This is a genomic window from Streptomyces sp. NPDC058653 (assembly GCF_042716895.1).
Classification (GTDB): domain Bacteria; phylum Actinomycetota; class Actinomycetes; order Streptomycetales; family Streptomycetaceae; genus Streptomyces.
This window is the reverse complement of the sequence record NZ_JBHXRM010000001.1, coordinates 93,752-120,741: the sequence shown is the minus strand read 5'-3', so window position 1 is coordinate 120,741 and position 26,990 is coordinate 93,752. Positions and strand designations below refer to the sequence as shown.

The 26,990-nt window shown below is 69.7% G+C and carries 26 protein-coding genes; 13 read left to right on the top strand and 13 right to left on the bottom strand.

Annotated features, from left to right (window positions below):
• Positions 1–6: 6 nt before the first annotated feature.
• From ACFWU9_RS00520 to wrbA, 3 genes are all read right to left on the bottom strand, one after another.
• On the bottom strand, positions 7–855 hold the full coding sequence (locus ACFWU9_RS00520; RefSeq protein ID WP_384313410.1) for a RimK family alpha-L-glutamate ligase: 849 nt from the start codon (positions 853–855) through the stop codon (positions 7–9).
• Entirely contained in the window at positions 852–1,742 is an 891-nt protein-coding gene (locus ACFWU9_RS00515; protein WP_384313408.1) for a RimK family alpha-L-glutamate ligase, read from the bottom strand. The genes ACFWU9_RS00520 and ACFWU9_RS00515 overlap by 4 nt, the downstream gene beginning before the upstream one ends.
• A 176-nt stretch (positions 1,743–1,918) precedes the next feature.
• A complete protein-coding gene (gene wrbA, locus ACFWU9_RS00510; RefSeq protein ID WP_384313406.1) occupies positions 1,919–2,527 on the bottom strand; it encodes an NAD(P)H:quinone oxidoreductase in 609 nt (202 codons plus the stop codon).
• A gap of 203 nt (positions 2,528–2,730) precedes the next feature.
• On the opposite strand from wrbA, the gene sigJ reads away from it, so the two are divergent.
• Positions 2,731–3,723, top strand: a complete 993-nt coding sequence (gene sigJ / locus ACFWU9_RS00505; protein WP_384313404.1) for an RNA polymerase sigma factor SigJ — start codon at positions 2,731–2,733, stop codon at positions 3,721–3,723.
• 83 nt (positions 3,724–3,806) lie between these two features.
• On the opposite strand, the gene ACFWU9_RS00500 is transcribed toward sigJ, so the two are convergent.
• On the bottom strand, positions 3,807–5,582 hold the full coding sequence (locus ACFWU9_RS00500; RefSeq protein ID WP_384313402.1) for a DUF4328 domain-containing protein: 1,776 nt from the start codon (positions 5,580–5,582) through the stop codon (positions 3,807–3,809).
• Between the two features lie 69 nt (positions 5,583–5,651).
• Positions 5,652–6,362, bottom strand: a complete 711-nt coding sequence (locus ACFWU9_RS00495) for a TetR/AcrR family transcriptional regulator (RefSeq protein WP_384313401.1) — start codon at positions 6,360–6,362, stop codon at positions 5,652–5,654.
• Between the two features lie 134 nt (positions 6,363–6,496).
• On the opposite strand from ACFWU9_RS00495, the gene ACFWU9_RS00490 reads away from it, so the two are divergent.
• Both ACFWU9_RS00490 and ACFWU9_RS00485 read left to right on the top strand, forming a co-directional pair.
• Positions 6,497–6,889, top strand: a complete 393-nt coding sequence (locus tag ACFWU9_RS00490) for a hypothetical protein (protein ID WP_384313400.1) — start codon at positions 6,497–6,499, stop codon at positions 6,887–6,889.
• Between the two features lie 77 nt (positions 6,890–6,966).
• Complete coding sequence (locus ACFWU9_RS00485; RefSeq protein WP_384313398.1) at positions 6,967–7,233, top strand: hypothetical protein; 267 nt, start codon at positions 6,967–6,969, stop codon at positions 7,231–7,233.
• Between the two features lie 173 nt (positions 7,234–7,406).
• On the opposite strand, the gene ACFWU9_RS00480 is transcribed toward ACFWU9_RS00485, so the two are convergent.
• The 3 genes from ACFWU9_RS00480 to ACFWU9_RS00470 all read right to left on the bottom strand — a co-directional run bounded on the left by ACFWU9_RS00480 (position 7,407) and on the right by ACFWU9_RS00470 (position 10,224).
• Positions 7,407–8,369: an SRPBCC family protein gene (locus ACFWU9_RS00480; RefSeq protein ID WP_384313396.1), complete on the bottom strand. Its 963-nt coding sequence runs from the start codon at positions 8,367–8,369 to the stop codon at positions 7,407–7,409.
• 6 nt (positions 8,370–8,375) lie between these two features.
• A complete protein-coding gene (locus ACFWU9_RS00475) occupies positions 8,376–9,020 on the bottom strand; it encodes a histone protein (RefSeq protein ID WP_384313394.1) in 645 nt (214 codons plus the stop codon).
• A gap of 187 nt (positions 9,021–9,207) precedes the next feature.
• Complete coding sequence (locus ACFWU9_RS00470) at positions 9,208–10,224, bottom strand: hypothetical protein (protein ID WP_384313392.1); 1,017 nt, start codon at positions 10,222–10,224, stop codon at positions 9,208–9,210.
• A 127-nt stretch (positions 10,225–10,351) separates the two neighbouring features.
• Here ACFWU9_RS00470 and ACFWU9_RS00465 point away from each other — a divergent pair, with 127 nt between their 5' ends.
• From ACFWU9_RS00465 to ACFWU9_RS00435, 7 genes are all read left to right on the top strand, one after another.
• A complete protein-coding gene (locus tag ACFWU9_RS00465) occupies positions 10,352–10,720 on the top strand; it encodes a DUF4259 domain-containing protein (RefSeq protein WP_384313390.1) in 369 nt (122 codons plus the stop codon).
• Positions 10,721–11,049: 329 nt separating this feature from the next.
• Complete coding sequence (gene fxlM / locus ACFWU9_RS00460; RefSeq protein WP_384313388.1) at positions 11,050–12,252, top strand: methyltransferase, FxLD system; 1,203 nt, start codon at positions 11,050–11,052, stop codon at positions 12,250–12,252.
• Between the two features lie 86 nt (positions 12,253–12,338).
• Positions 12,339–12,560 carry a hypothetical protein gene (locus tag ACFWU9_RS00455; protein WP_384313386.1) on the top strand — a complete coding sequence of 74 codons (222 nt, stop codon included), beginning with the start codon at positions 12,339–12,341 and terminating at the stop codon, positions 12,558–12,560.
• 111 nt (positions 12,561–12,671) lie between these two features.
• On the top strand, positions 12,672–15,488 hold the full coding sequence (locus ACFWU9_RS00450) for a lantibiotic dehydratase (RefSeq protein ID WP_384313384.1): 2,817 nt from the start codon (positions 12,672–12,674) through the stop codon (positions 15,486–15,488).
• A complete protein-coding gene (locus ACFWU9_RS00445; RefSeq protein ID WP_384313382.1) occupies positions 15,485–16,711 on the top strand; it encodes a lanthionine synthetase C family protein in 1,227 nt (408 codons plus the stop codon). The genes ACFWU9_RS00450 and ACFWU9_RS00445 overlap by 4 nt, the downstream gene beginning before the upstream one ends.
• A gap of 158 nt (positions 16,712–16,869) precedes the next feature.
• Positions 16,870–17,349 (top strand): HIT family protein, encoded by a 480-nt coding sequence (locus tag ACFWU9_RS00440; protein WP_384313380.1) that lies wholly within the window; start codon positions 16,870–16,872, stop codon positions 17,347–17,349.
• 230 nt (positions 17,350–17,579) lie between these two features.
• A complete protein-coding gene (locus tag ACFWU9_RS00435) occupies positions 17,580–17,903 on the top strand; it encodes a hypothetical protein (RefSeq protein WP_384313378.1) in 324 nt (107 codons plus the stop codon).
• Here the strand turns inward: ACFWU9_RS00435 and ACFWU9_RS00430 are convergent.
• Entirely contained in the window at positions 17,869–18,192 is a 324-nt protein-coding gene (locus ACFWU9_RS00430; RefSeq protein ID WP_384313376.1) for a hypothetical protein, read from the bottom strand. The two genes, ACFWU9_RS00435 and ACFWU9_RS00430, sit on opposite strands and share 35 nt — an antisense overlap.
• Positions 18,193–18,368: 176 nt before the next feature.
• On the opposite strand from ACFWU9_RS00430, the gene ACFWU9_RS00425 reads away from it, so the two are divergent.
• On the top strand, positions 18,369–19,016 hold the full coding sequence (locus ACFWU9_RS00425; protein ID WP_384313374.1) for a hypothetical protein: 648 nt from the start codon (positions 18,369–18,371) through the stop codon (positions 19,014–19,016).
• Between the two features lie 59 nt (positions 19,017–19,075).
• Here ACFWU9_RS00425 and ACFWU9_RS00420 read toward each other — a convergent pair whose 3' ends face one another.
• Entirely contained in the window at positions 19,076–22,909 is a 3,834-nt protein-coding gene (locus tag ACFWU9_RS00420) for a DNRLRE domain-containing protein (protein WP_384313372.1), read from the bottom strand.
• Positions 22,910–23,419: 510 nt separating this feature from the next.
• Here ACFWU9_RS00420 and ACFWU9_RS00415 point away from each other — a divergent pair.
• A complete protein-coding gene (locus ACFWU9_RS00415) occupies positions 23,420–23,989 on the top strand; it encodes a hypothetical protein (protein WP_384313370.1) in 570 nt (189 codons plus the stop codon).
• Positions 23,990–24,180: 191 nt separating this feature from the next.
• Here ACFWU9_RS00415 and ACFWU9_RS00410 read toward each other — a convergent pair whose 3' ends face one another.
• Positions 24,181–24,573: an ester cyclase gene (locus ACFWU9_RS00410; RefSeq protein ID WP_384313368.1), complete on the bottom strand. Its 393-nt coding sequence runs from the start codon at positions 24,571–24,573 to the stop codon at positions 24,181–24,183.
• A 60-nt stretch (positions 24,574–24,633) separates the two neighbouring features.
• The gene (locus tag ACFWU9_RS00405; RefSeq protein WP_384313366.1) at positions 24,634–25,380 is read right to left on the bottom strand and encodes an SDR family NAD(P)-dependent oxidoreductase; all 747 of its coding nucleotides are present in this window, start codon (positions 25,378–25,380) and stop codon (positions 24,634–24,636) included.
• 94 nt (positions 25,381–25,474) lie between these two features.
• Between ACFWU9_RS00405 and ACFWU9_RS00400 the strand changes: the two genes are divergently transcribed.
• A complete protein-coding gene (locus ACFWU9_RS00400; protein ID WP_384313364.1) occupies positions 25,475–26,107 on the top strand; it encodes a TetR/AcrR family transcriptional regulator in 633 nt (210 codons plus the stop codon).
• Positions 26,108–26,248: 141 nt separating this feature from the next.
• On the opposite strand, the gene ACFWU9_RS00395 is transcribed toward ACFWU9_RS00400, so the two are convergent.
• Positions 26,249–26,968 (bottom strand): SDR family NAD(P)-dependent oxidoreductase, encoded by a 720-nt coding sequence (locus ACFWU9_RS00395; RefSeq protein WP_384313363.1) that lies wholly within the window; start codon positions 26,966–26,968, stop codon positions 26,249–26,251.
• Positions 26,969–26,990 lie beyond the last annotated feature (22 nt).

Here is a 26,990-nt window from a genome sequence, read left to right as displayed (position 1 = left end):
GTACAGCTAGCGGCAGGCCTCCCGACAGGCCCCCTTCGCGACGCCGCTCCGCGCCTTGCGCAGCGCCAGTGCCGCGAGCGCTCGCGGGGCACCCGACTGCCCTCGGACACCGGGGAAGGCGTTGATGTCCACGATCAACGCGGCGCCGCCGGCATCGATGATGTCGACGCCGTACACGTCCAGCGCGAAGACGGAACCGACCGCGCGGGCCAGTTCGATCCAGCCGTCCGGCAGATCACCGAGCGCGAGCGGCAGGGTCGGCCCCCGCTCACCCGCGTCCGCCAGCTCCGAGCGGCGGAGCGCGGCGAAGACATGGCCCCCGATCACCCAGAGCTTCCGGTCCCAGCCGCTGTTCTCGGTGAAGGGCTGCACCACGACCGGTTCATCACCCCAGGTGGCGTGGAGTGCGCGCAGATGCGCGGGGGTGTCGACACGGGTGACGAGATCGTCGCGTCGGCTCCGTCTGCTCTTCACCACCAGCGGGTGAACGAGGCCGGGCGACGAGTCGAGTTGGCGCAGCGTGGCGATGGTCGTGGTCTTCGCGAAGGGCAGGCCCGCGCGGTGGGCCAGGGCGGCCATCGCCGTACGGTCCTGGCACAGCTCGGTCGCGGCTGCCGAGTTCACGACGGTGGCACCCCGCCCCTCCAACGACCGGGCGAGCGCCAACGCCTGCGGGGTTCTGGCCTTGAGCAGGTAGACGTCGGCGAGCGGGACGGCCGACTCACCCTCGTACGCGGCGAGTTGACCGTCCATCGTCGGATCGATCGACTCGATCCGATGCCGCGATCCCAGAAGAGCCGTCATACCGGCCAGGAGCGGATGATCGGGGCGGGGAGTGATCAGGCAGATCCTCATCCGGCCTCACCGGCCGTGGCGGGGACCCGCGCCGTCGGCGGCCGGAGGCCTTCGGCGGGCGGCCCCACCGCGGCGCCTCCGCCACGGGCCAGGTCCAGGACGGCCCGGGCCACCCGCGCCGTGGCGTCCGGGACCTGACGGAAGCTCGGAAAGTCGTTCACGTCGACGATCACCGGCCCGTCCGGCCCGAGCAGTACGTCCACGCCGTACAGATCGAGCCCGTGCACGGCCCCGGCCGCCGCCACGATGGCGGCCACCTCCGAGGTCAGCGGCACCCGCCGCTCGAAAGCGGTCTGCCCGGGATGCAGGGGTGAGGACCGCTGGGCCGCGTACAGCTCGCCCGCGACGCTGTAGACCTTCAGATCCACCCCCGAGTTGGGCACGTACGGCTGCGCGATCAGCATCCCCTCCGCCGCCAGTTCCTCCTTCATCCCGGCCAGCAGTCCCGGCGACGCGACCAGCCGCACTCCTCTGCCGGAGCTGCCTTCCGCGGGTTTGACGACGAGCGGGAAGTCGGCGTCAGGTATCTCCGTCAGGAACTCCGGGCGAGCCGCCACGTATGTCATCGGCACCGGGAGCCCCCCGCTGCGGCCGATCGCCGCCGCCAGCGCCTTGTCCCGTACGCCGCGGACGGAGCGCGCGTCGTTGACCGTCGTCAGGCCGACAGCCGCCGCGGCTTCCAGGAGCGTCAGCCCGGGCCCACCGGACACCGTCTTGAGAACCCAGGCGTCGTGGGTGCCCGCCCGTACGGCGTCCGAGACCCGTATCAGCGAACTGCCGGGCCGCAGCACGTCCACATGGTGTCCCCACTCCCTGAGCTGGGCGATCACCTCCACCGGCATACCGTCGTAGCGGTACTGCTCCTCCACCAAAAAGCAGAGCTTCATCGACCTTCCCCGCCCGGTGACCACCGGATAGCCGCGAGCGCCGCTGCGCACGCTCCCACAGCGAAGATCGCACAGAGACCGACGGCGGCCCCCGGGCGGGGGCAGGAGGTAGAGGCCGGGGGCAGGGCCGGGGGCCGGGGCGGGTCGGCGAGGGGTGCCGGGGTGGCGTGCCGGGATCAGGCGGCGCGGCCCGCCTTGAGCGCGGCGGCCGTGTCGACGACGCGGCGGGCCTGGTGACGGGCCGCCTGGAGGGCCACCTCGCCGGGCGGGCCGTCACCGGTCACGTGAGAGGTGCCGTAGGGATTGCCCGACCGGAACTGGATGGGGTCGGTGTAGCCGGGAGGCACGATGATCCCGCCCCAGTGGTAGAAGGTGTTGCCCAACGCCAGCAGGGTGGATTCCTGTCCGCCGTGAGCGGTGTTGGAGGCGGTGAAGGCGGAGTACACCTTGTCCGCGAGCAGGCCCTGGTACCAGAGACCACCGGTCGTCTCGATGAAGGCCCGCAACTGGCTGGCCGGGTTGCCGAAGCGGGTCGGAGTGCCGAAGAGCACCGCGTCGGCCCAGGTCAGATCGGAGTGGGCGGCCTCGGCGATGCCGGCGGTGTCCTTGAGGTGCTGGGCCCACTCCGGCCGGGCGGCGATCGCCTCCGGCGGGGCGAGTTCGGCGACCTTGCGCAGCCGCACGTGCGCGCCGGCCTTCTCCGCGCCCTCGGCGGCGGCCTGGGCCAGGGCGTGCACGGTGCCTGTGGCACTGTAGTAAACGATCGTGACATTCACGGATTCCATGGTCGGTCTCCCCTTCATCGCGTGCGGTTCATCGCGTGCTGTTCATCGGTACGACGAGACGGCCCGGCGTGATGTCAGGCAGCGGCGGCGCTGGGGCGCCGCGCGAGGTCCGCACGAGGTCGGGTCGGCCGCCACCTGACAGTTCGATGCGCTGTCTCGTCGGAGTGGATGAGGGCCGAGCGACCGAGGGAGCCTGCGACACCATGACCAACCCGTGCGAGCCGGGCGACGACCGGTCCGGGCCCGGCGACCACCGATCCGAGCCGGGCGACGGCCGGTCCGGGCCGGGCTTGGGCGCGATCATGAGCGAGCGGCGTCAGCTGATCAATCTCGCCTACCGGCTGCTCGGTTCACTCGCCGATGCCGAGGACGTCGTACAGGAGACGTACGCCCGCTGGTACGCCATGACCCCGCCGGAGCAGAAGGCCATCGCCTCCCCCGGCGGCTGGCTGACCACGGTGGCGAGCCGCGTCTGCCTCGATCTGCTGCGCTCGGCACGTGCCCGCCGGGAGCGCTACGTGGGCGAATGGATCCCCGAGCCGCTGCCCGACCACACGCAGTGGGTCGGCGGGCGGTCGGGCGATACGGCGGCGGACCCGGCCGACCGCGTCACGCTCGACGAGTCGGTCGGCATGGCCTTCCTCGTCGTCCTCGAATCGATGACCCCGGCCGAGCGCGTCGCCTTCGTACTCCACGACGTCTTCCGCTACCCCTTCGCCGACGTGGCCGAGATCGTCGGCCGCACGCCCGGTGCCTGCCGCCAACTGGCCTTCTCCGCCCGACGCCGTGTCCGGGCGTCGCGGGCTCCTGCGGCGCCGACCGCCCAACAGGCCGGAATCGTCAGGGACTTCAAGCAGGCGTGGGAGGCGAGGGACATCGATGCCCTGGTCGGTCTGCTGGCCTCGGACGCCACGGCGACCGGCGACGGCGGCGGACTCGTCCACGCGGCACCTCGCCCGGTCGAAGGCGCCGAGGAGATCGCGCGGTTCTTCGTGGAGCGGGCCGGTACGGCGGTGGACGTGACGCTCGTGGAGTGCGCGGTGAACGGCAGGCCCGGGCTCGTGGCCCGGGCGGACGGCGTCACCGTGTCCGTGGTGGCCTTCGATTTCGCGGGCGAGCGGATCCGGCGTATCTGGGCCGTACTCAACCCGGACAAGCTCCGGCTCTGGACGACGGGCGCCGAGGTCCAGGGCTGACGCCACACCGCGATCCGCTCGGGCCACGATCCGGTGGGTTGGTCCTTTTTGCCGTCCGCCCGTCGTCCGTCAGGGGAGGCGTTTCAGGCGTCTCCTCCAATCCTCGCCTTCTGGAGGGAGGTGAGCCGGGTGACGAAGGCCAGGGCCACCACCGCCGACAGGACGCCGACGACACCGGCCACCTGCGAGGCGGTGACGGTGTCCAGGGCATCGCCGGCGGCATCGCTCTCGTGCCAGTCGCCGACCGAGTCGTTCAGATAGGCAGCCATATGGGCGAGCCAGAGCCACCACCACGTGTGCAGCAGCCACCGCTGTGCGCCCGCCGGCCGGCCGGTCGTCGCCGTCCAGATGTCGTTGCTGATCTGCTTGGGCATGTAGAGATTGACGAGCGGGGTGAACCAGGAGCCGACCGCCATCCCCGCCGGATGGCGTATCCGCCCCGGCGCGAAGGCTTCGGCGTTGATCCGCGTACGCCGGAACCAGAGCGACCACATGATCACCACCGCCACCCCCACCAGCACCGTGCCGACCTCCGCCGCCCTCGTCGCGGACCTCAGATCCTCGAAGTCCTTGATGTACGCGGTGGGGAAGTGGCTTGGTACGTCACCGAGTTGGGAGCGGACCTCGCCGATCACGACGAACCGGTAGAGCAGCGGCAGGACCGAGAGGCCCAGCAGAACGCTGAGGGCCGTGGCCAGGCCGTCGGCCGAGCGGGCCGTCCGGGGCGAGGGCGGAGTGGAGGGAGGGGGATTGGACGGCAAGGGCGGCGGGCCGTACGGACCGTCCTGCGGGACGGTCCCCACAGCGGCGGGCGGGGAGTTCCGCCCGACCCCGGCGGGCGGTGGGCTCTGCGACGGGGAAGCCGGCGGGGCGGACGGGACAGGCGGTCCGAAGCCCGGCCCGTCTGTCGGCCCGGGGGCCGTCGTGATCCCGGCGAGTTCGAACTCCTCCGGGTCCTCCTCGTCCAGTACCTTCACGGCCTGCCTGCCGAGCGCCGCCAGAACCTCGCCCGGCAACCACGCGCCGCCCGGGTCCGGGGTCTCCTCGACGCGCGCCAACAGGTCGTCCAGCGAGGGCCGTTGGGAAGGGTCCTTGGCGAGGCAGGCCGCGATCAGCGACTGCCACGGCTCGGGGATCCCCGCCGTGTCGGCCTCGGACTCGGCTATGCGGAAGAGCAGCGCGTGCAGCCCGCCTTCGGCCGAGCCGAAGGGCTGGCGCCCCGTCGCCGTGTACGCCAGTACGGCGCCGAGGCAGAAGATGTCACTGGCGTACGTCACCCGTTCCCCGCGCACCTGCTCGGGTGACATGAAGCCGGGTGTCCCCACGATGGCGCCGGTTCGGGTGAGTTCGTCGGCCGACTGCGCCGCCACGTCGAGGGCGCGTGCGATGCCGAAGTCGATCACGCGCGGCCCGTCGACCGTCACCAGGACGTTGGACGGCTTGAGGTCACGGTGGACGAGCCCGGCGCCGTGGATGGCCCGCAGAGCGTGGATCAGCCCGATCGCCAGCGATCGCAGGGAGTTGAGGGGCAGCGGTCCGTACTGCTCGCCGACCACCTCGTTGAGCGAGGGCCCCGCGATGAAGCCGGTCGCGACCCAGGGGGTCGGCGCGTCCGTGTCGGCGTCCAGCACCGGCGCGGTCCACTCGCCGCCGACGAGCCGCGCCGCCTGCACCTCTTGGGCGAAGCGGCGCCTGAAGTCGGGCTTACGGGCCAGCTCTTCCTTGACGACCTTGACGGCTACCGTACGGCCACGGGTCGAGCGGGCCAGATACACCTGCCCCATGCCGCCCTCACCGAGCCTGCGGATCAGCTGATAGCGGCCGATCCAGACCGACTTGTGCCTCTGCGACCCGTCCATGCGCACGCCCTCTCCCCCGATGCCGCGTCCGCATGAGAATAGGAGCAGAGGGGACCACCGCACACCGGACTAGCGGTCCTTGGCCTCGGACGTGGACGTGGACGCGGGTCCCGTGTTGGTTTCGGTGTCGGTGTCGGTGTCGGTCTTGGCCTTGGCCGCGGACTCGGTGGCGGCTTCCACTTCGATGCCGGCCAGCAACAGCCTCAGCCCGAAACGGAATTGCTCGGCCGACCCGACGACGAACAGCTCCTCGCCGGGGGCGTCGGCCTCGGGCAACTCGCTGACCACGTCACGTACTTCCTCCCAGCGCTCGTCCCGCACCCCCGCGTGTACGGCCATGGCCAAGGAAGAGGCCAGATAGGCCACCAGCGTCTGCACGCTCCGTACCGCCGTGACGGGCGTCATCCCGGCCTCGTCCAGCGCGGTGAGCATGGCCGCACCGAGCCGCCTGCCGTTCTCCCCCATGGGCGGGCGTGAGGCGATGTGGAACGAGATCCCCGGATGTCCGAGCGCGGCGGCGCGGATGGCGTGCGCCGCCGCCGTGATGCGCTCGTCCCAGGCGAGATCCGGGTCTGGGTCGGCCGCGTCGGCGACAGCGAGATCGGCGACGGCGTCGAGCAGCAACTCGCGGCTCCGGAAGTGGCGGTAGAGCGCCATGGGATCGCAGCCCAGCTCGGAGGCGATCCGGCGCATGGTCATCGCCTTCTCGCCGGATCGGTCGCCCAGTTCCAGGGCCGTGCGGGCGATCAGTTCGGGCGTGAGGAAGCGGGGCTTGGACATGCTCGTATTGTCGCACCTTGTCTACGCCGTAGACAAAGGCTCTCGATCGCGTCTACGGTGTAGACAAATGACATCGACCACCGTGGTCGGCGGAGCCCCGTCATGCCCGCGGTGCCGTGCCCGAGGAGGCGGCAATGCCGAACACTCTCACCACCGGCAGATACGCGGCTGTCTTCATCAGCCTCGGAACGTTCCTCAATCTCCTGCTGAGGGACGTGGACAGCGCGTTCGTCGTCCCCGACGCGCTGATCGTCGCCGCGCTGGCCGTCGGCGCGGTTCTGCCGGCGGAGCGGGCGGTGCCGGTGCTCACGTCCTCGTTCGGACTCGCGTCCGGTGTGTTCACCGTCGCCTCGTTCTCGTACTTCGTCAGGGGCCAGACGGGCGGGGTCGTGATCTTCGCGCTGATCTGTGTGGCGATGACCGTGCTCTTCGCCTGGCGAAGGAATCTGCCTGTCGGGAGCTGCGAATGTTCGGCTGGTCATCACCGTGCGGTCATACCCAGAAGCGGCGTTTCCCGGGCATCATGACCTGACCGTTGTCGACCGCTACGGTGCTGCGCGGCGGCCGAGTTGGTCGGCGAAAAAAGGACGCGAAGGGGTAAGGGATGAAACGCGTACGGGGGTTCGGCGTGGCGATGGTCGCGGGAGCGGCCCTGCTGCTCGCGGGGTGCAGCGCGCCGACGGATTACAGCGAGATAATCACGTTCACCGACGAGCACGGCCGGGCGTGTACGGCCGCGGTGATCGTGGACCAGGAGCAGAACGAGGGCGACGACTACGAGATGTCCACGCTCGACTGCGAGTACCCCCCGGAGGGCAAGACCCCCGGGCCCACCACCTACTCACCCATGCCGGACCGGGACTCCAAGTGACCTCGTGACCCCGAGGCGGCAAGCGGCCTGATCTTCCGGGTACGGCCCTGGGGCCCGCGTCCCATCGGGAACGCGGGCCCCTGAGGTCCGAACGACGGCAGGTCCGAACGACGGCGGACCGCACGGGGGATGCCGTACTGAGGCGGCCGGGCAGTCACCCGCCTCAGCTCGGCTCAGCCCGCCTCTTCCTCGTCGTCGGACTCTTCATCATCGGGCTCCTCATCGTCGGACTCGGCGTCCGCTCCCTCCGCCTCCTCGTCATCGGGCTCCTGGTCCTCGTCCTCGGCTCCCTCTGCTTCCTCGTCCTCCGCTTCCATGGCCTCTTCGTGTGTCTTGACGACTTCGCCGTCCCGGATCTCCCCACGCCAGGCCTCGGGCTCGGTGTCGGTGAGAGTCACGTACCGCTGGAAGTTCTTGAAGTCGAGCCGCATGCGACGGCCTTGGGCGCGCCAGAGGTTGCCCGTCTTCTCGAAGAAGCCGGACGGTTCGTACTCGACCACCAACACGATCCTCGTCAGGTTGGGCGCCATCTCGTGGAAGCTGACGGCCCCCTGAGTGGTGCCCTTCGAACCCTCGGAGGTCCAGAGGATGCGGTCGTCGGGGATCTGTTCCAAGACGGTGGCCTCGAAGCTGCGGGTCGAAGGGCCCACCTTCGTCGTCCACTTGCTCGTCGTCCCGTCGTCCTCGTCCTTCGAGACGTTGCCCACGCCCTTGGTGAACTCGCCGAACTTGTCGTACTCGGTCCAGTAGTCGTAGGCCGTCCTCAACGGCACCCCGACATCGAGGACTTCGACGATGTTCGTGATCTTGGTGTCGCCGGTACCAGGTCCGTTCCCGCCGAGGCCGGTCAGGTCCTTGGCTTTGTCCACCACGGAGTCCTTGACGGATTTCGCCTTCTCGGAGACCAGGGACTTGACCGGATTCTCACCGTGCAGGATTCGTGAACCGATCGCGGGCAGTTGTCCGTCCTTCTCAGCGATGTCCGTCAACTTGCCGGTGAGGCCGGTCAGTTTGCCGCCCACCCTGTCGACGACACGGTCCAGCCGCAACGAGACGTAGTGGCCGAGTTCCTCACGCACCCTCTCCGCGTTGGTGGGCGCGGAGTCCGTGGGGGCGTCCTGTTTCGTGCCGGTCATAGGGAATCACCTCCGACGGCTCGCGCGGGACGGAGCGGTCTTCTTCGCCGCCCTCTTCTCGGGCGCGGCCTTCTTCGCTGGCGCCTTCTTGGCTGCGGGCTTCTTCTGGGCGGGAGCCTTCTTCGGCCCCGGGCGGGTACCGGAGGCGCGGGTGGGACGGCGACGCTTCGCGGAGGACGGTTCCTCTTCCTCCTCGTCGTCCGCACCCTCCTCGTCTTCCGCTCCTTCTTCTTCCTCCTCGTCCTCCTCCTCTTCCTCTTCCTCTTCCTGCTTCACGTTCTCGTCGTCGTTCTCGTCACCCTCATCGGCTTCGTCGGCTTCATCGCCTTCGTCGTCCTTCTGGGTGAGCGCCGTGGCGCGACCACTGATCGCGTCGGCCAGCGATCCCATGCTCCGGTCGGTGACGGCCGACAGCGCGCTACGCGCGGCTTGGACGCCCTGACCCCGGAACTGTTCCTGTAGCTCCGCGACCTTTGGCGCGTCACCCAGTCGGCGTACCCCCTGGGTGACCAGCTCCCGGGGACCGCGCCCGAGTCCTCGCCCGGCCACCACCGTGGCCAGCGTCAGCGCGAGACGGCCCTTCTTGGTTCGCCCAAGTACGTAGCCACCGATAATGGCGGTCGCCACGGTGAGTTTCGTCTGTTCCTGCATGAGTCAACCTCCTTCGCGAGTTTCTCGTCTCGGCCGAAGCAGCCCGCGCGTTTCAGGTTTCTTACGCTCTGTGGTAGCCACGAAGCCAACGGTTATCGCGACGGGACAAGGTGTCCCACCTACGTGTTCAACTCTCCTCCGCGCATCGCCGGAACGCCATTCGGGTGACATTCCAGTTCATCCGGATTCAGCGCTTGTACGCGTCACGACGCCGGGCCGTTCTGGCACTCCGCCGCCGTTCCTGCGACTCGCCGCCGCGACCTTCAGGAGCCTTGACCGGTTTTCGCGCGCTTTTCGCGGACGGAGCTTTGTCACCGGACTTTCGGGAGTGCTTCTGTTCCGAGCCGTCGCCTACGGCCTTCTCGCCCTTCTCGGCGGTGTCCCCCACCGCTCCGGTTACGTCCTGACCGGCGTCCCGGGCGGCGTCCCCGGCACCCTCCGCAGCGTCCCCGGCACCCTCCCCGACATTCCCCGCGGCATCCCCGGCGCCCTCCCCCACATTCCCCGCAGCGTCCCCGGCGCCTTCGCCGACGTCCTCCACGGCCTCACCGGCCCCCTCACCCACGTCCTGGACCGCACCGCCGGCCCCCTCGCCGACATCCTCCACGGCCCCACCGGCACCTTCACCGACGTCCTCCACTGCTCCACCGGCGCCCTTACCGACATCCTCCACAGCGCCGCCGGCCCCCTTACCGACGTCCTGCACGGCGGATCCGGCCCCCTCGCCCACGCTCTCCGCAGCGCTCCCCGCGCCTTTACCGATCTCTTTCGTGGCGCTCCCGGCGCCCGAACCGACGTCTTCGACCGCTTCTCCCAAGCCCTTGCTGAGCTGTTCCAGGATCTGGGGGTTCCGGTCGATTGTCGTCAGCACTCGGTTGACTATCGTCGCGACGTTGTGGAGGCGGACTTTCAACTGCGCCTGCGCCTCTACCCCCTTGATATCGAGCTCCACCGCACCAAGGGCGACATCGGCACCGACATTCAGCTTCAGCAGATCAAGGACTTCGGCCTGGAGCGACACATGCGCCCGCAGGTCCCGTACATCCAGTTGTATCTCGTCGATGTTGAGGACCGGAACGTCGAGATAGACGTCGGGATTCTTCTCGCCCACCTCGTCGTCATCGTCATAATCAGCCGGCTCGGCGGCGACTATTTCCGTCTCCTCCTCGTCGTACTCGTCCCTGTTGTCATCGCTCTGGTTCATACGGCACATCCTCACTGGGCGATCCCCCGCATTCCCAGTGTCATGCGCCGACTGGGACGACGCATTGTCAGTCCTCTCTGCTGTGATGAGGAGCGGAAACGATGGGGCACGAAGCGGAGGCGGCACGATGGGCACGTGGGGCGCGGGGAACTTCGACAGCGACACGGCGGCGGATCATCTCGGAGGACTGGCCGACCGGCTGATCGCCGAGGTCACAGAGGCAATGACCGGCGACCCGGTGGAACTGGAACCGGACGAGTACTGGGGTGTGGCCGTCCCCTGCAATCTGGAGCTGCTCCTCGTCCTCGCCCGGCAGGGATGGGTGGGCGTGACTCTCCCGCCGCCCGAGACGATCCGGGCCTGGCAGCAGACGTTCCTGGCTGTGTGGGAGGAGACGATCGACGACCTGGGACCGAAGGCCGCGTACAAGGAGGAACGCAGGGCGGTGCTCAACGAAACCTTCGAGCACCTGGCCGAGGCGTCGGCGGCGAACTAGAGACGGCGCGGCTACGGCCGCGCCCTCCGCCCCGAAGCCGAGGACAACACTCACGACAACGTCGGCGGCGCTTCCGGGTGTCGAAGCGGACCCGGAATGCTACCGAGCGTGCTATTCACGGCACGCAATGCGACCTATAGGCTTCTGGCCGCCTCAGGTTCCACCACTGGGAGAGACCGGTGGTTCAGGCGTGGCTGGAGATCGATGCCGTGCGCGCGGGATGTCAGTGAGGCGTGGTTGCATTACAGCTCGTCACCACAAGGATGCGCAGCGGAGCGTGGACTGGGGGCGGCGTACCTGCGGAGGGGGGCTGCGTGAGAGGGACAAGCGTGAGTATCCGGACGCCTGACGTGCTGCGTGGGCGGATGGTCGCGGAGCTGCGGGCACGTGGGGCGATCGTCTCGGACGAGGTGGAGGCGGCCTTTCTGGCGGTGCCCCGGCATCTTTTCGCTCCGGAGGTGACTGCGGAGGAGGTCTACAGCGCGCCCGAGGGCATCTTCACCAAGTTCAACGACCGGGGGAAACCGGTCAGTTCGGTCTCCGCCCCCTGGCTGCATGCCCGGATGCTGGAGGCCGCGCGGATCGCCCCCGGGATGACGGTGCTGGAGATCGGGTCGGGCGGGGCCAACGCGGCGCTGCTGGCGGAGCTGGTCGGCTGGCACGGCTCGGTGACCAGCGTCGACATCGATCCGGACATCACCTCCCGGGCCCGCGAGCTTCTCGACAGAGCCGGCTACGGGCGGGTGCGGGTCAGGCAGGCGGACGGGGCGCAACCGCTGCCCGACGCCCCCGCGCGCGGGTTCGACCGGATCATTGTCACTGTCGGCGCCGCGGATGTGGCCGCGGCGTGGCGGGACCAACTCGCCCCGGGCGGGCGGCTGGTGGTACCCCTGCGGTTACGTGGCCTCTCCCGGACGTTGGCCTTCGCCCACGAGGACGGGCACCTTCGCTCCGATACGGTCATCCGTTCCGGATTCGTGTCCATCCAGGGCCCCAGTGCGCGCGCCGTACGCAGCGTCCGACTCGCCGGCAGGCATGTGCGGCTGGTCGTCGACGAGGACCAGGAGGCGGACGCGAACGCGCTGACCGAAGCGTTCACCGAACCGTCGCGCGAGCAGTGGACGTCGGTGGAACTGGGCGGCCAGGAGGGCGTGCTGCCGCGATTAGAGGTGTGGCTCGCCGGTGCGATCGCCCCCTACGGACGGCTGCGCGCCACACCCGAGGCGGCCGGACGCGAGCTGGTGGGCTGGGTCCTCGATGCGGGGATGCCCGCGGTGTGGACCCATGACTCGCTCGCGTACCTGAGCCTGCGACAGGTACCGCGGGCGACCTCCGAGCGGTACGAGCTGGGGGTCATCGCGCACGGCCCGGGCCGAGAGGCGCTCGCCTCCCGCTTCGCCGAGACCGTCCGCCGCTTCGACCGCGAGGCCAGGGACTCCGAGCCCGTCGTGCGCGCCTACGGCCCTGAGGACCCCCATTTTCCCGGCGGCGTGAGCGTCGACAAGCCGAGCGTCCGCCTGACAGTCGCCTGAAGACACGGGCCCGTCCGGCAGTGGGGCGTGCCCAGGATCCACGCCGTCCGGCGCCGGGCCGGGAGGTTTGAGCGGAGGGAGTGGACATGCCCGCACCGACAATCCAGGGGCAACCGCACGATGATGTGAGTGAGGCGCCCGCGGAACTCGCCGACATTTTCGACCTGGACGCCGTGCACCAGGACATCGGCGAGCTGGGGGTCTGGGCCGGCGGCGACGATGACGAGCACGAGGACGACGCGGACGGCGACACCACGGGCGACGGCTGCGGAGAATCGCCTCCGCAGGGGCCGACGAGCGGCTGCTGACGACGGACACATCTCGGGCGGGCCGGGTACGCGAGATGTCGTGCCCGGCCCGCCCCTCGTACCTGAGCGGACGGTGCTGTGCGAAGGCTCTTCGATCCTCACCCCGTGGCCATGGCCCGCATCGCTCTGCGTCCCGTTTCCGCCTCGGCCGAGGAGCACGGCGGACTTCTGGACGAGGGCGTGTTCCTGGCCGCACGGAGTGCGGGGTCGACCGACGGCACCGAGCGTGGACACGCGACACGTACCGGCTATGACCTGCGTTCCCGTTTCCGCACCACCCCGCATGGGGTCTTCGCCGGTGTCGCGCCTGCCACACTCACCGGCACAGCCACGGTCCTGCGGTTGGGGAGTGCCCACCGCGCGGTGACCACGCCGAGCCCCGCATGGCTGACTGCGGTGGCTTCCCGTCTGCTCACCGAGGAGCCGGAGCTGTTACCCGCCCTCACTCTCACCTCCGCTTCCCTGGTCGTGGAACGCGGCTGGCGGCTGGAGATCGAACGTCCCACAACGCGCGGCGCCCGGGTGTCCGGCGTGCGCGCCACCGAGGTGTCACGTCGGCTGCTGGAATCCAGTCGCGGCGGGGCGCCGGCCGCCGACGTGATGGCGGACCTCCTGAAGCGCCATCCCGGAGCCGGGGAGTTGATGGTCCGGCGCGCCGTCCTTGTCATGATCGACACCGGTCTGCTGCTGACCGATCTGCTCCCCACAGACCTGCGGGCCGCCCCGCTGCGGCATCTCTTGGACAGGCTTCCGCCCGGAGCCGGGGCCCGGACCGCCCTCGCCCGTCTCGCCGCTCTGTTGATCCGGTGTGACCGGCACCCGCCCGGCACGGCGACGCGACGGCGCCTGCTGGAGGAGGCTCGCGAGCTCGCACGCGGCCTTCACGAGGTGGACCGGCCGCTCATGGTGGACACGGTTGCCGATGCCGTGATCACCCTGCCTTCCTCGGTGGGTGAGCGGGCCGCTCAAGCGGCCAGTGTTCTGTGGCGGATCGGACACCGCTGCGGTCCGCTCGCCGACTACCACCGGCGCTTCCGCGCCCTGTACGGGCGTCAGCGGCTCGTGCCCCTGCTTGAGGTCCTCGACTCCACCACCGGTCTCGGCCCGCCCCGTGCAGGTGACGGGCTCGGCGCCGAGGAGGAGCCGGACTCCCGCCGTACCGCCGTGCTGGCCCGGCTGCTTGCCGACTCGTTCGCCAACTCGCTCGCCGACGGGAGGGGCGAACTCGTGCTGCGCGAGGAGCACATCCGGCAGCTCGCGGGCCGTTCCGCTCCGGCGCCGCCGCGCAGTGCCGAGATCCATGTCCAGCTTCTCCGTGACGCCGCCGGTGTGCGGGTCGCGGTGTGTCCCGGTACCGGGTCGCAGACCGCGGGCGCCTCGCCCGGCCGGTGGCACCGCCGACTCCCCGGCCTCGTGCCCCATGAGCGGCCCGACACCGGCAACGGCCCGATGATCGCGGAGATCGCCTGCATGCCCCGCACCTCCGCGGCCGGAGCCCTGGCCGCCGAGACCGGCGTCGCACCGTGGCGGATCCCGCTCAATGTCCCGGCGCGCGACGGCGACCTGCTTCTTCCCGAACTCGCGGTGACCACCAACGGCACCCATCTGCTCCTGTGGTCCACCCGGCACCAGCGTCCGGTCCTGCCCGTGCTCTACAACCGCCTCACGCCCCGTCACCTGCCCCCGGCCGCGTACCTTCTCCATCTGCTCGGCCAGAGCGGGACACGTCCCTGGCATCCATGGAACTGGGCTCCGCTGGAAAGCTGGCCCTATACGCCGCGGGTGCGCTACCACGGCATTCTCCTCGCCCCGGCCCGCTGGCTCCTGCCGGAGGCGCTGACCTCCGCGGCCGGCGAACGCGCCGCCTTCACCCGGCGGCTCGCCGCCTGGCGGGCCGACACCCGCCCCGCGCCTCCGCCGGTTCTCGTCGCCGAGGAAGCCGACCGCCGCCTCCCCCTCGACCTGCGTGAGACGGAGCACCGCGAACTGCTGCGCCGCAGCGTCCACCGCGGCACCCGGTTCCTCGCCGAACCCTTCGCCGCGCCCGAGGAGTTGGGCGCAGTCGACGGCCCGGAGGGAGGACGTCACGTGATCGACCTCGTCGTCCCCCTCACCCGGAGCCACGAACCCCGTCCCACCCCCTCGGACCCGCGGAACTCACTGCGAGCACCAGGTACCGGCATCCATCTCCCCGGCAGCAGTTGGCTCTCCGCCACCCTGACCGCGCCCGCCCACCTCCACGACACCGTCCTCGCCCAGCTGGCCCCGCTGCTGAACGGCCTCCCCGACGAAGTGGAGCGCTGGTTCTGGCTCCGCTACACCACCCCCGCCCTCGGCCCCCACCTGCGCCTTCGCCTCCACGCACCCCCGCGCACCCTCGCCACCGAGATCCAGCCCCAACTCACGGCCCTCACCGAACACTTGCGGGACCAGCGCCTGGTACCGCCCGGCGCGCTGCGTCTTGAGCCGTACGAGCAGGAGATCGAGCGCTACGGCGGCCCGGGGGCCATCGCCCCGGTTGAGGACGTCTTCTGCGCCGACAGCCGCCTCGCCCTGGGCGCCCTCTCCAGTGCGGAGGACACACGGCTTCTGATCGCCGCCGCCGGCGCCGCCGACATCGCCCGCACGCTCTCCCCCGACGCACCCCGCTCTGCCCTGGGACCCCGCCACCTCACCCCGGGGCAGCGCCGCCATCGCGACGCGCTGCGCCCCCGTCTCGGCGACGACCTCGTACCCGACCACCTGACGGCGGCCCATGCCGCGCGCCATGACGCACTCCAGGCCTACCGCAAGGTCCTGCCCGAGGAGTTCACCGCTCGGTGCGCCGGCGACATCATCCACCTGCACGCCAACCGCATGCTCGGCACCGATCCCGGACGCGAACGGATCATGCGCACCCTGGCCGCCGACCTCCTCCACCGCCCGTGACGACGAGCCTCCGCAGCCGGGCGGCGGAGGCAGCGCTGGACATCGCCCACAGCCTGCGCGACCCGGAAACCGTCACCGACCGCCTGTCGGCACGTGCCGCGCACACCCTGTGCTACGGGCTCGCCGGCACCGCCCTCCTCCACGCCTGCCTCGCCGACGCCGAGCCCAGCTCGGCGGACACCGCCGCGGCCCACTGGAAAGCCGCCGGACGCCTGCTGGGCACCGCGCCCCCCGACGGAATCCACACCGGCCCCGGCGCTGTCGCCGCCTCCCTGATCATCGGCACCGGTTACCTACCGCCGGATGACCCCCACCACCGACTGCTGCCCCGTGCCACCGCCTGGCTCCGCGCACGCGCCACAGCGCTCGCCGACCATCACCACCGGCGCGCGGAGAAGCAGCAGGGCACGCCCTGGATGGTGTACGACGCCATCAAAGGGCTCACCGGCATCGGCCGCGTGCTTCTCAGCGCACACACTCGCGGTCACAGCGGCGACGCCGAACCGGGCCTGCGCGCAGCCCTCGGCGCGCTCACCCATATGATCCTCACTCCCGTCGGAACCCGACCGGGCTGGTGGCTCCCCGCAAGCCTCCACCCGCCAACCGTCCGAATCCCGGCCACCGGCGCGGCCACCACCGGTCTCGCCCACGGCATCGCCGGCCCTCTCGCGCTCCTCGCGACCGCTCATCGGTCCGGAAACACCGTGCCGGGACAGACCGACGCCATACGCGCCGCGGGCGAATGGCTCCTCAACTGGCAGACCCCGAACCGCACATGGCCGCCGCACATCAGCGGTACAGCCCTCGACACCAAGGGCCGGGCCACCATCCGTACGGAAGGACGCACCACAGCCTGGTGCTACGGCACACCAGGCATCGCCACCGCCCTCCGCAGCGCCGGCCACGCCATCGGCGAAGCCGCCTTCCACCACGCCGCCAACGAGGCTATGGCCGAACTCGCGGCGCGGGGGCCGGACGAGTGGGACACCGAGGGAACCGCGCTCTGCCACGGCAGCGCGGGAATCCTCCAAGCCGCCCATCGCTTCCCCAACCAAAGCCTGACGGAAAAGGCCGCCCAAGCCACACTGCCCAACACCCCACACCCCGTCCCGCACGGCTTCCTCACGGGCAGAGCCGGAACCGCCCTGGCCCTGGCCGATTTCGGCGGCCTGCTCCCCAGACGAGCCGCGGACGCCTGGGACTGCCTCATCCTGCTGTCGTAACTGCTGAACACAGGGCGGCGCGGCCGCACTTCGAGCAGCCCGTTCCTTATGACCTTCGGTCAGGGTTTCGCCTAACCATATGGTCCATGACGTGATCCGCCGAGGACTCGGTTGGAGAGCGAGGAGCGGCCTTGATCACCGGAATGTAGGTTTCGGCCATGACCGGTGACTGGCGGATGGATCGGATCGGGACCGCGCTGAGGGGCGAGAACCCGACCGTGATGCGACGGTTGACGTCGGGGTTCGCGGTGATCGGGGATGTTCAGTTCCTGCCGGGCTACTCGGTTCTTCTCGTAGATGAACCGGATGTGCAGCGGTTGTCTGATCTGCCGAGGAGGAAGCGTCTGTCGTTCCTGGCTGACATGGACCAGCTCGGGGAAGCGGTCGAACGTGCCTGTCAGCGGCTGGACCCGGATTTCCGCCGGGTCAATCTGGAGATCCTGGGGAACACGGACCCGTTCTTGCACGTCCATGTCTGGCCGCGGTTCGGGTGGGAGCCGGCAGATGTGGTGGGTGGTCCGGTGTGGCTCTATCCGCGTGAGCGGTGGAGTGACGAGGAGTTCAGGCTCGGTCCGCAGCATGACGGGCTGCGAGAGGCGATCGGCAGCGAACTGGACCGGCTGGGCTCGACGGCCTGAGGTTACGGTCCGACAAAATGGGCCCGAACTGGTACATGCAGGTGGAGTCTTGGTGGCCGCCAGGCAACCGCACCAGGAGATCAACGTCGCGCACCTCGCCACCTTATCCGCGCCCATCAGCAAAATGCCGAGAACGCCTTCCTCTTGACTCCCCCGGTAAGCCAGCTCCCGTCGCAGCCCCCAAGCCAACGCCGGAGAGTGCCTATTGCTCGCCCCCCGTTACCTTTTTTATGGCTCCGCAACGGGGCCTGCACGCGATCGACACCGGCGACGTCGACGGCTTCCTCGGCCTAGACGTCGGCAAGGGCGAACCTCGCGCCACCGCCGTCACCCCGATCGTCGGCTTCGGCGACGACCTGGCCAGCGGGGCCGCCCCGGTCGCGGACCGGCTGCACGGCCTGCTGACCCAGATCCATCCCTCGCTGGAACGGGTCCTGAGGTCGCAGTCGCAGCACCGGCCGTCCTCGCCCTGCTGGAGCGGTTCGGGTCCCCAGCACGGACGAACCCCAACCCGTCAGATCAGGCTGAACCGCCAAGAGCCCAGCGTGCTTTAGCCCACAGCCGCTCGAACTCCTCGGCGGAGATCCCAGCCGCCCGCGGCTGGTCCTGCCAACCGTCCACGGACCCTTCGGCGAGAACGCCGTACTGCCCTTCATAGCGGCCCATCGCCGCGAGATCAGCACGATCACGCAAGCGAAGCACCTCCTCCAAGGAGGCCGCAATCACGGGACGCGAGTCCCGCCCCCGGACCTCAACCTGCCGCACTGCCAGGCCTTCGTCATCGGCCTCGAAGTACAGCCAACGATCCTCGTCCTCGTAGTAGGTGCGGAACCAGATCGCCATACCACCATGCTGGCCCACGACCCTGACCAAAGAGACAGACACCCCCGCCATCGCCCAGAGGTAGGCAACAAGCCTGTGACCAAGTGCTATCCCGCCGCCCGCGCCCGATCCGTGATCGCTCCGCGCGACTCCGGGAAGCAGCAACGCGCCACATCCGCCTCCTGTAGCGTGATCGCGTGTCTGTTCACTCTCATGGTGGAGAGGAAGCCGAGCGCGTCGCCGCAGCTTGGCGGGCTCTCACCGGATGGCTTGCCGAGCATGCCCCCACTTCGTACGCCTCCCTCCTGCCGCCCGCGGCCGACGAGGAGATCGCCGCCGCCGACTCGCAGTTGAGGCAGCACCTCGGGTTCGGGCTGCCCGTGGAGCTGGGTGCGTTGTGGCGACTGTGCGGTGGTGTGGAGCATCAGAAGATCGAGGGCGACGAGCAGGGCGAGATCTTCTCCGGGGAGTTCCTCCCGGACGGCGTGCTTCTCTCGCCGGCAAAGGCTCTGGCGCCGCGCCTTCCCCAGCCCGGGACGCGGGACTTCTGGGGCGCCGAGGTGGTTCCCTGGCTCACGGGGGACGACGAGGACGCACCGCTGCAAGGCTCCTACATCGGCGCCCATGGTGTCGGGAAGTGGTCGTTGGAGGACGAACCGGCCGGGGCGCCCGATTATCCGTCGATGGCCGTCTATCTGGAGAGCGTTCACCGCACGCTGGACGTAGGGCCCCCGGACCTGATGGGCTCCGATGTGCCCGGTGTCGTATGGGGCTGCCTGATCTGGGACCGTCCTCAGGGGTCGTGGCTGACGGATGCCGCCGAGCACTGGAACCCGGTTCACTGACCGCAGCGGTCCCCGCCCGGATCCGGGCGGGGACCGTCACGTACCAGCTGTTACGACGTCTACGGCGTGGCCATCGTGCAGACCAGTGTGGCCTTGGACGGGTCACACGCCTTGAACCAGGCGTTGCCCGGGTCGAGGGTGTACGCGTCGCCGTCCAGAACCCGGAAGGTCTTGAGGAATGTCGGGTCGGTGAATCCGAACCTGCTCATCGATCCGGAGTTGACCTTCAGGGACATCGACGACCGGCCGCAGTTCTCCGCGAACGTCGGGGCGTCGTAGCGGGTGTCGTCGAGCAGGTGCTCACTGCCGTCGTCTGTCTTGGCCGCCACGGTCTGGATGCACTCACCGCCACCGTTCGCACCGGCGGTGTTCGTCCCGCCGTTCACCTTGGGCGTGCCCGGGGACTGGTAGGTCGAGGAGAACGGGAACTCGTCGCAGGAGATCGCCTCGGCGGCGCCTTCGGTGATCTCCGGGTGCAGGCCCGTCCAGGGGTGCTTGAGGAACGGCTTGCTGGGCACCCATCCGTCCGCGCGCTTGGACCGGGACTTGGAGCACATCACCTTTTCCCGGTTGTTGTCAGTCTCGTAGCCGGTCGCGTTCCGCTTCTGCGACGGCAGATAGGTCAGTGGATCGGAGCGGTTCTTGCCGCTTCCCTTGACCGCCGACTTGTTCTGGATCAGCCAGGCGTGCGCCGCGGCAGCCGGGTACTTGGCGGTGTTGAACTTGTACTGGGGGAAGTACTGCGGCAGGACGCAGCCCGGGTCGGAGCCGTTCGACGTGACCTTGTCGCAGCGCACGTCGATGCGCGGTGAGCGGAACGGCGTGTGAACGGTGTCGTCCTTCTTGCCCTCCGCCGGCTCGTAGTAGGTGTCGAACTGGCCGATGAACCAGACCGGGAGCCCCCTCGACAGGTCGATGTCCCGGGTACCGGTGGCGCTGTTGACCGAGCCGTCCCACTTGTGGCTGGCCGTTCCCGTGGCCATGTGGGAGTCGACCGGCTGGCTGTCGCCGCCGCCCTTCCAGCTCAGGTCGTTGTAGAAGTCGAAGTTCCTCACGTCCCTGCTCTGCACGGCTCCCTCGCAGGCGGCGCTGAAGCACATGGAGTCGATGTACGCGTCGTCGCTTCCCGCACCGAGCAGCACCGACTCGTCATGTCCGGGGAAGTCGTTGAAGATGGGGTTGATCTGGATCCACGTCTTGATGTCGCCGTTCTTCGGATCCGTCTTGACCTGGTAGGCGACCTCGAAGGACGCGTGGTGCTCGGCGACCGGGACACCGTTCCAGCTGTAGGTCGCGGTGAACTTCAGACCGAAGAACAGGCACGCCTCATTGCGGGTGATCAGCGACTTCTGTGCTTCGCCGAACAGACTGGGCTGGCACCAGTCACCCTTGATGATCGGGTCCGGGTAGCTGGGCGCCCGGGTCCTCTCGCGTTCGGCGGCTTCCTTCGCCGCCTTACGAGTCCCCGCAAGTGAGCGTTCCTGCAGCGGGGTGACGGTCACCCTTGTGCCGCCGCTGTCGAAGGTACGCGGCTCCCAGCCCTTCCACGCGATGTTCCCGTCCTCCGGGTGGGCGGGCGGCGGCTGCGGAGTGTCCGTCAGCACCGGGTCCGAGGAGGCCGTGTCGAGCACGGGGAGCTTGATGTCCACCTTCTGGGCCCGGTTGTAGTCCCGGTTCCCGGCGGTGAACCCGTAATCCTTGATCGGGCCCACGTTGCCCGCCCGGTCCACGGTGCGCGTCTGCGTCAGGTGATTGCCGTCGGCGGCCGGTGTCACGGAGTACGCCGCGTCGGGGGCCGGGGCCTTGGCCGCATTCGTCGGCGTGGTGGTGCGTACCGATTCCCAGCCGTGGTCGGCGGCGTCGTCCTCGAACGGGTCGACGCGGTACTGCACCTCGTACGGGGACGGGTCGCCGGTCGTGACGTCGAAGCGCCCCGCGGTGCCGGCGCTGCCCCCGCCCCAGTCCTCCGGGTACGTCGCGGAGGTGATGCTCTGCGGCTCACCGGGCGCCGTGGTGTCGACGACGAACTGGGTCCACGGCGACCAGTTGAGGTTGTAGTGGGTGCCGTCGGAGGCGTTGGTGCGGAACTTGTACGTCCTGCCGTCCCTGAGCTGTCCGGCCGGAACGGTGACGGAGGCCGGCTTGCCCTGGTCGACGAAGCCCGACACGAGCAGCCCTTCACCGGCGGGCGTGGTGATGGGGGTGTCGGTGGCGGCGTCGTAGACCTGGAAGGTGCCGCTGACCTTGTCCCCGTCGGCGTCGGTGAAGGTGTCGCGCAGGGTCGGGGTGGTGGTGTTGACCGCCCAGACGCCGGCGTAGGACTTGAACGGGGCGCCGGCCTGCCGGTCCGTGCCGTCCGAGGGGCGGAAGTTGTAGGTGACGGACAGCTTGGGCTGATTGGCCGTGTTGTTCGCGGAGTTGACGCGCTTCCACGCCTTGATGTCGTCGGTCGCGGCGCGCAGGCCCATGTGGCCGCGGGTGGCCTTCGCGGACGCCCAGGTCTGGACGAGGGTGTCGACGTCGGCGTTGATCCAGCCGTCGGGCTGGGTGGCGCAGTCCGGGGAGCCCTTGGTCTCCGTGGAGGAGTGGTACTGGTCGTTCCATGTGGGCTGGGCGGTCCAGCGCGAGGCGGTGGAGGGGGCGGTGGTGTCCCAGACGGTCCAGGACTGGGCGGCGCAGTCGCTGTTGCTGGAGTGGAAGTTCCACAGCGCCAGGTTGGTGTCGACGATCAGCGCGTCCTGGATCGGCGTGGTGTTCCAGGTGATGAAGGAACGCGCGGTGCGCGGGGTGCCGTTGGCGTTGGTAGTGCCGGGGTTGCCGAGGTCGAGTTCGGTGTCTGCGGACCAGTCGACGGTCTCGCCCTGCTGTACGTAGGTGTCGAAGGTGTTGGACAGGGCGGAGGTGGAGGGGTCGACGGTGACCGGGAACTTGGTCGCCGGGTCGGCGAGGAACGCCGCCGAAGGGGTGACGACCAGGTCGATCTCGCCGGCGCCCTTGTCGATCACCTTCATGTCCACGCGGGCACGGTTCGTGTGCTCGCCCGAACGCTTGTCGACGCTCGCGTCCCACATGACCGGGGCGGGCATGGTTGCGCGCTCGGCACCCGTCCCGGCGTCGGTGAAGGTGACGGAGCCGTCCTTGTTCGCCACCGCCTTCAGGCCCTTGGCCTTGACGGGGAGTGTGTAGGAGTAGGCGCCCGTCGGCCGCTCGTTCACCTCGACGAACTGCTCGAAACCGGTGCGGGTGGCCTCGACGACGACGTCGGCGCCGGGCACGGCGTCCCGGTACGTAGCGGTCGTGCCGTCGAGCACCGGCTTGGGCAGACCGCCCTTCCAGCGCAACGTCACCTGCTCGTCGCCCGTGCCCAGGGTGACCAGGTCACGAGCGGCTTCGTCCTGCGCGGCGCGCAGCGAGTCGGGCAGGTCGCCGCCCTTGCCGCCCAGCCGGAGCCCGCCGGGGTGCGCCTTGGAGACGACGCTGCCGTCGGCCGCCGCGACAAGGGTGGCGTCGGCCTTCCGCCACGCGCCGTTCTTCCAGACCCGTTCGGGGCCCGCGGTGAGTTCGGTGGTCAGGGTGCCGTCCGGGTTGGCGACGGTGTACGTGGTGGCGGTCGTCTCGTCGGTCACGACGGTCTTCTTGCCGGTGTTCTTCGCCCGCGTGATCGCCCAGGCCTTCGAGCCCTTGGCATGCTGTGCGGCCCACGCGACATCCGACTCGATGACCTCGGACTCCGACGGCCCAGTCGTGTTCTGGGCGGCGGGTTTCGGCGCGGGTGCGGCGCTGGTCGGCAGTGAGGTCCCGGCTATGAGCGCCGCCTCGGCGACCAGGAGCAGCGCGGCCCCGGCCGCGATGCGAGCCCGACGCCGAGACGCCTGCTGTCTGTGTAAAGGCACGACGGTGTGTGTCCTTCCTGGCAGGAAATGCGACACGCGTACGAGATACGTGGCACGAGCACCGGACACTACCCAGACAGAGCGCGTGGGCACAGAAAGTTATTGGGCGGCGGGCTTGCATATGCCTCAGCGACGCTTGGGACGAGGCGGGACATGGCTCCCAAACGCGTCAATGATCACACCGGCCATCCCTCATGACGGGGTGAAGGATCCATGCGACGGCGGCTCTTGCGCTGGCGGGAACGGTGTCACGGTCGCGCTTACGGGGCCGTCGTGACCGACGTCGGCGGTCGAACCCTCTCATCAGAGCCCCGACACAGGTCCGTTGGGCCAAAGGTGGTCGAGGTCAGACGGGGAGCGCCCGGGGAGTTGACGCCGCCTCACTCGAATCAGTGATCATGGTGGCCTTCCGGGCGTGTCGCCCCCTGGATTCAAGATCCTCACAGGTGGCAGGACGCGGAGCACAGCCGCTTGGCGGTGGTCCGCGCACCATTGAGCTGAGGGAGCGGCATGGCGAACGAGCTGAAGTTCGGGGACCGGATCCACTTGCAGAACGGCTACGGCAACTGGGCCGGCGGGTATCTGGACACCAACGGCCACAGCAGCGACGCGGGCGCGAAGTACGCGGTGTCGACGGCCGATTCACCGACGCGCGGTGACGGCACGGGGACCTGGCAGGTCCTGTCCGCCGCGGGCAAGGCGGCCGGTGCCAACGTGGTCAGCGGGGACCTGGTCTTCCTGAAGAACCTCTACGGGGGTGACGGCGGCTACCTCGACACCAACGGCGTCGCGGGCGCGGACCAGAAGAACGCGGGCGCCAAGTACAACGTGTCCACCTCGAAGGACCAGGACCGCGCTCCGGGGACGGGCCGCTGGCGGATCTTCGCCCAGGCGTCCACGCCCGGCGACCAGAACGTCCGTACCGGCGACGTCGTCCACCTGTTCAACACCTACGGCGACAACGGCGGTTTCCTGGAGACCAACGGAACCGGTCCGGCCGCCGGGAAGTACGACGTCTGCACCAACGCCTACTACAACCGCTCCAGCAACGTCGGCGACTGGAAACTCCACCGCGCCTGACGACCACTGAGGGCTGCCGGAAGCCCGCCGCCCGTGGGGGCGGCGGGCTGGTGTCGCGGCAGCAGGCCCCCGCCGGCCGGTCGCGTGAGCGGGCACGGGGCGCACTGACCGTACCGGCCCACGCGACGCACGCCCTGGCCGGAGGGCCGGCGGGCCCGCAGAGATACTGACGAAGAAGACCGACCCGGACGTCAGCCGGCCAGCTGTCGCTCAACTGCCTGGGCGTCGATCAGGTAGTTCATCTCGTAGAAGCGTCCGTCACGGACCTTGTGGAACGCGTATTCGGCGTACTCGACGGTGGTGCCGGTGGGCTGGACGCCGAACCACTCCTTCGCGGGCGTCCCCTTGTTGAACAGTCGGGCCGCCACGCGGTCACCCTCGATGGCGAGGTCCTGGACCCGCCAGGTGAAGTCCGGCACCGCGTCGCCGTGCCCCTCAAGCTCGGCGATGACATCGTCCCGCGTGACCTTCTGGCCGTTCATGACGACCTCGTCGTGGATGAATTCGGTCATGCGCTGAAACTCGTGGGTGTTGAGTGCGTCGATGTAGCGCTGGAAGAACGCGCGCAGGTCGGTGTCGGACATGATGGCCCTCTCTGAAACTCTGGATTTCGGGTTGTGGCGTGCGGGTCGCGTACGGGAATGTCAGATCTGGTTCTCGCCCCCGTCGACGTACAGGTTGGCGCCGAGGATGAAGCTGCTCCGCCTGGAGGCGAGGAAGGCCACCGCGTCGGCGACCTCGTCGGGGCGACCGATCCGGCCCAGCGGGACACCCGCGACGAACTGGTCCTTGGTGACGGGCGCGTCTCCCTCGGCCACGGCGTCGACCGCGGGAGTGTCGATGGTGCCCGGGGAGATCGCGTTGACCCGGATGCCGCGATGCTTGAGCTCGTTGGCCCAGGTGCGGGCGAAGGACCGTATCGCCGCCTTGGATGCCGCGTACGTGCCGAACGCCTTGACACCGTCGTCGGCGCGCACCGAGGAGTTGAGGATCACCGACGCGCCGTCGTTGAGCAGCGGCAGCGCCTTGTGCACCGTGAACAGCGTGCCCCGTACGTTGACGCCGAAGGTCACGTCGAAGTGGTCCTCGGTGACTTGCTCCAGTGTCGCGAACGACGCGGTTCCGGCGTTGGCGAACACGATGTCCAGGCCCCGGCCCCGGGCGCGGACCGTGTCGTAGAGCCGGTCCAGGTCGGCCAGGCTGGAGATGTCGCCCACCACGGCGGTGGCGGCTGCCGGGCCGATGGTCTCGACGGCCGCGTCCAGCAAGGTCTTACGCCGGCCGGTGATGAACACGTGCGCGCCCTCGGCCGCGAGTCGGACGGCGGCGGCCAGACCGATCCCGCTGCTGCCGCCGGTGACGACGGCGGTCTTGCCTTCGAACTCCCCCATGATCAAGGCCTCCATAGATTCGGTACCGATCGGTACTGAAAGAGACCGTAGCACCTTTCGCACCGACCGGTACAGAAGGAGTACGATCGATGTCATGGAGACGGGACAGAAGGCGCCGATCGGCCGGCCGCGGGGATTCGACACCGAGGAAGCCCTCGAACGCGCCATGCGGGTCTTCTGGGAGCAGGGCTACGAGGGCGCCAGCCTCACCGACCTGACCGGCGCCATGGGGATCAACCGCACCAGCATGTACGCGGCGTTCGGCAACAAGGAGAACCTGTTCCGCAAGTGCCTGGAGCGCTACACCGAGGGCCCGGCCTCGTACGGGGCCCGCGCCCTGCGGGAACCGACCGCCCGCCAGGTGGCCGCCGCGATGCTCAACGGCGCGGTCCGGGCCACGACCGGCATCGGCAGCCCCGCCGGGTGCCTCGGCGTCCAGGGGTCCCTCGCCGCTGGCGAACCGGGAAGCAACGCCCGCGACACACTCGCCGCCTGGCGCGACGAGCACGTCTCACACCTCAGGGACCGCTTCCAACGAGCTGTTGACGAAGGCGACCTGTCCCCCGACACCGATCCCGCCCTGCTCGCCCGTCACCTCATGACCATGGCGAACGGTATCGCCGTCCAGGCCGCCGGCGGCATCACACGCGACGTCCTCCAGCAGCTGGCCGACATGACCTTGCGGAACTGGCCACCCCCCACGGGCCCGGCCCAGCCGGCCGCCTGAACCGGCACCGCCCGCAGGGGCGGCCCGTGCTCAAACGCAGACAAGGCACCGGCCAGGACGACGCCCCACCCTCAACAGGGTCACGCCGCGCTTGCGGTACTCGGCGGGCGTGGTGGCCCGCCGAGTACCGGGTGGACCGCGCTAGTGGTCGCCCTCCGGCTCGGGATGCACCTGCTCGACGCGGTCGCGCTTGGTGTACATGTCCCAGTAGAGCGCCGCCAGTTCGGCCGAGCCGACGACCCGAAGCGCGGCCATCGTGGGATCGCCCGCCGCCGCAGCGGCTTCCGCGGCTTCGCTGCCTGCGATGAAGGCGGCGACCGACAGGGTGCCGGCGTAGATGCCGGACGGGGCGAGTTCGCCGTTGAGGGAGTACAGCCAGTTGCGGGCGGCGGCCATCAACGGTCCGATGCCGCTCGCGTAGGGCATGGGATGAACCGCGGTGGCGCCGGTGGTCATCAGGAAGGCGCCGTCGCCGCGCTCCCTCCACTCCGGAAGGACGGCTTGGACAAGGGCGAGCGGGGTGAGCATGAGGAGCGGGACGCCCTGGGCCAGGGCGTCGGGCTGTAGCTCGGCGGCGGGGGTGAATCCACCGCTGGGGATCGGGCCGTACTCGATGACGTCGATGCGTCCGTACCGCTCGCGGATGGCGTCGACGACCGTGGTGGCCTCTTCGGGGGTGGACAGGTCGGTGGGGAAGCCCGCCGCGTCGACCCCTTCAGCGGTCAACTGCTCGACGAGCGCGTCGAGGCGCTCCTTGCGACGGGCGACCAGAGCGACGCGGAAGCCTTCGGCGGCGAAACGGCGCGCGATCGCGGTGCCGAGGCCGGGGCCGGCGCCGAAGATGGCTATGACCTTGGACATGGTTCTCCTCCAACTGGACCGG

Bases quoted from the DNA above. Each gene is read 5' to 3' on its own strand.
- ACFWU9_RS00520 (WP_384313410.1), bottom strand. From the start codon at position 855: ATGAGGATCTGCCTGATCACTCCCCGCCCCGATCATCCGCTCCTGGCC.
- ACFWU9_RS00515 (WP_384313408.1), bottom strand. From the start codon at position 1,742: ATGAAGCTCTGCTTTTTGGTGGAGGAGCAGTACCGCTACGACGGTATG.
- wrbA (WP_384313406.1), bottom strand. From the start codon at position 2,527: ATGGAATCCGTGAATGTCACGATCGTTTACTACAGTGCCACAGGCACC.
- sigJ (WP_384313404.1), top strand. From the start codon at position 2,731: ATGACCAACCCGTGCGAGCCGGGCGACGACCGGTCCGGGCCCGGCGAC.
- ACFWU9_RS00500 (WP_384313402.1), bottom strand. From the start codon at position 5,582: ATGGACGGGTCGCAGAGGCACAAGTCGGTCTGGATCGGCCGCTATCAG.
- ACFWU9_RS00495 (WP_384313401.1), bottom strand. From the start codon at position 6,362: ATGTCCAAGCCCCGCTTCCTCACGCCCGAACTGATCGCCCGCACGGCC.
- ACFWU9_RS00490 (WP_384313400.1), top strand. From the start codon at position 6,497: ATGCCGAACACTCTCACCACCGGCAGATACGCGGCTGTCTTCATCAGC.
- ACFWU9_RS00485 (WP_384313398.1), top strand. From the start codon at position 6,967: ATGAAACGCGTACGGGGGTTCGGCGTGGCGATGGTCGCGGGAGCGGCC.
- ACFWU9_RS00480 (WP_384313396.1), bottom strand. From the start codon at position 8,369: ATGACCGGCACGAAACAGGACGCCCCCACGGACTCCGCGCCCACCAAC.
- ACFWU9_RS00475 (WP_384313394.1), bottom strand. From the start codon at position 9,020: ATGCAGGAACAGACGAAACTCACCGTGGCGACCGCCATTATCGGTGGC.
- ACFWU9_RS00470 (WP_384313392.1), bottom strand. From the start codon at position 10,224: ATGAACCAGAGCGATGACAACAGGGACGAGTACGACGAGGAGGAGACG.
- ACFWU9_RS00465 (WP_384313390.1), top strand. From the start codon at position 10,352: ATGGGCACGTGGGGCGCGGGGAACTTCGACAGCGACACGGCGGCGGAT.
- ACFWU9_RS00455 (WP_384313386.1), top strand. From the start codon at position 12,339: ATGCCCGCACCGACAATCCAGGGGCAACCGCACGATGATGTGAGTGAG.
- ACFWU9_RS00450 (WP_384313384.1), top strand. From the start codon at position 12,672: ATGGCCCGCATCGCTCTGCGTCCCGTTTCCGCCTCGGCCGAGGAGCAC.
- ACFWU9_RS00440 (WP_384313380.1), top strand. From the start codon at position 16,870: ATGACCGGTGACTGGCGGATGGATCGGATCGGGACCGCGCTGAGGGGC.
- ACFWU9_RS00435 (WP_384313378.1), top strand. From the start codon at position 17,580: ATGGCTCCGCAACGGGGCCTGCACGCGATCGACACCGGCGACGTCGAC.
- ACFWU9_RS00430 (WP_384313376.1), bottom strand. From the start codon at position 18,192: ATGGCGATCTGGTTCCGCACCTACTACGAGGACGAGGATCGTTGGCTG.
- ACFWU9_RS00415 (WP_384313370.1), top strand. From the start codon at position 23,420: ATGGCGAACGAGCTGAAGTTCGGGGACCGGATCCACTTGCAGAACGGC.
- ACFWU9_RS00410 (WP_384313368.1), bottom strand. From the start codon at position 24,573: ATGTCCGACACCGACCTGCGCGCGTTCTTCCAGCGCTACATCGACGCA.
- ACFWU9_RS00405 (WP_384313366.1), bottom strand. From the start codon at position 25,380: ATGGGGGAGTTCGAAGGCAAGACCGCCGTCGTCACCGGCGGCAGCAGC.
- ACFWU9_RS00400 (WP_384313364.1), top strand. From the start codon at position 25,475: ATGGAGACGGGACAGAAGGCGCCGATCGGCCGGCCGCGGGGATTCGAC.
- ACFWU9_RS00395 (WP_384313363.1), bottom strand. From the start codon at position 26,968: ATGTCCAAGGTCATAGCCATCTTCGGCGCCGGCCCCGGCCTCGGCACC.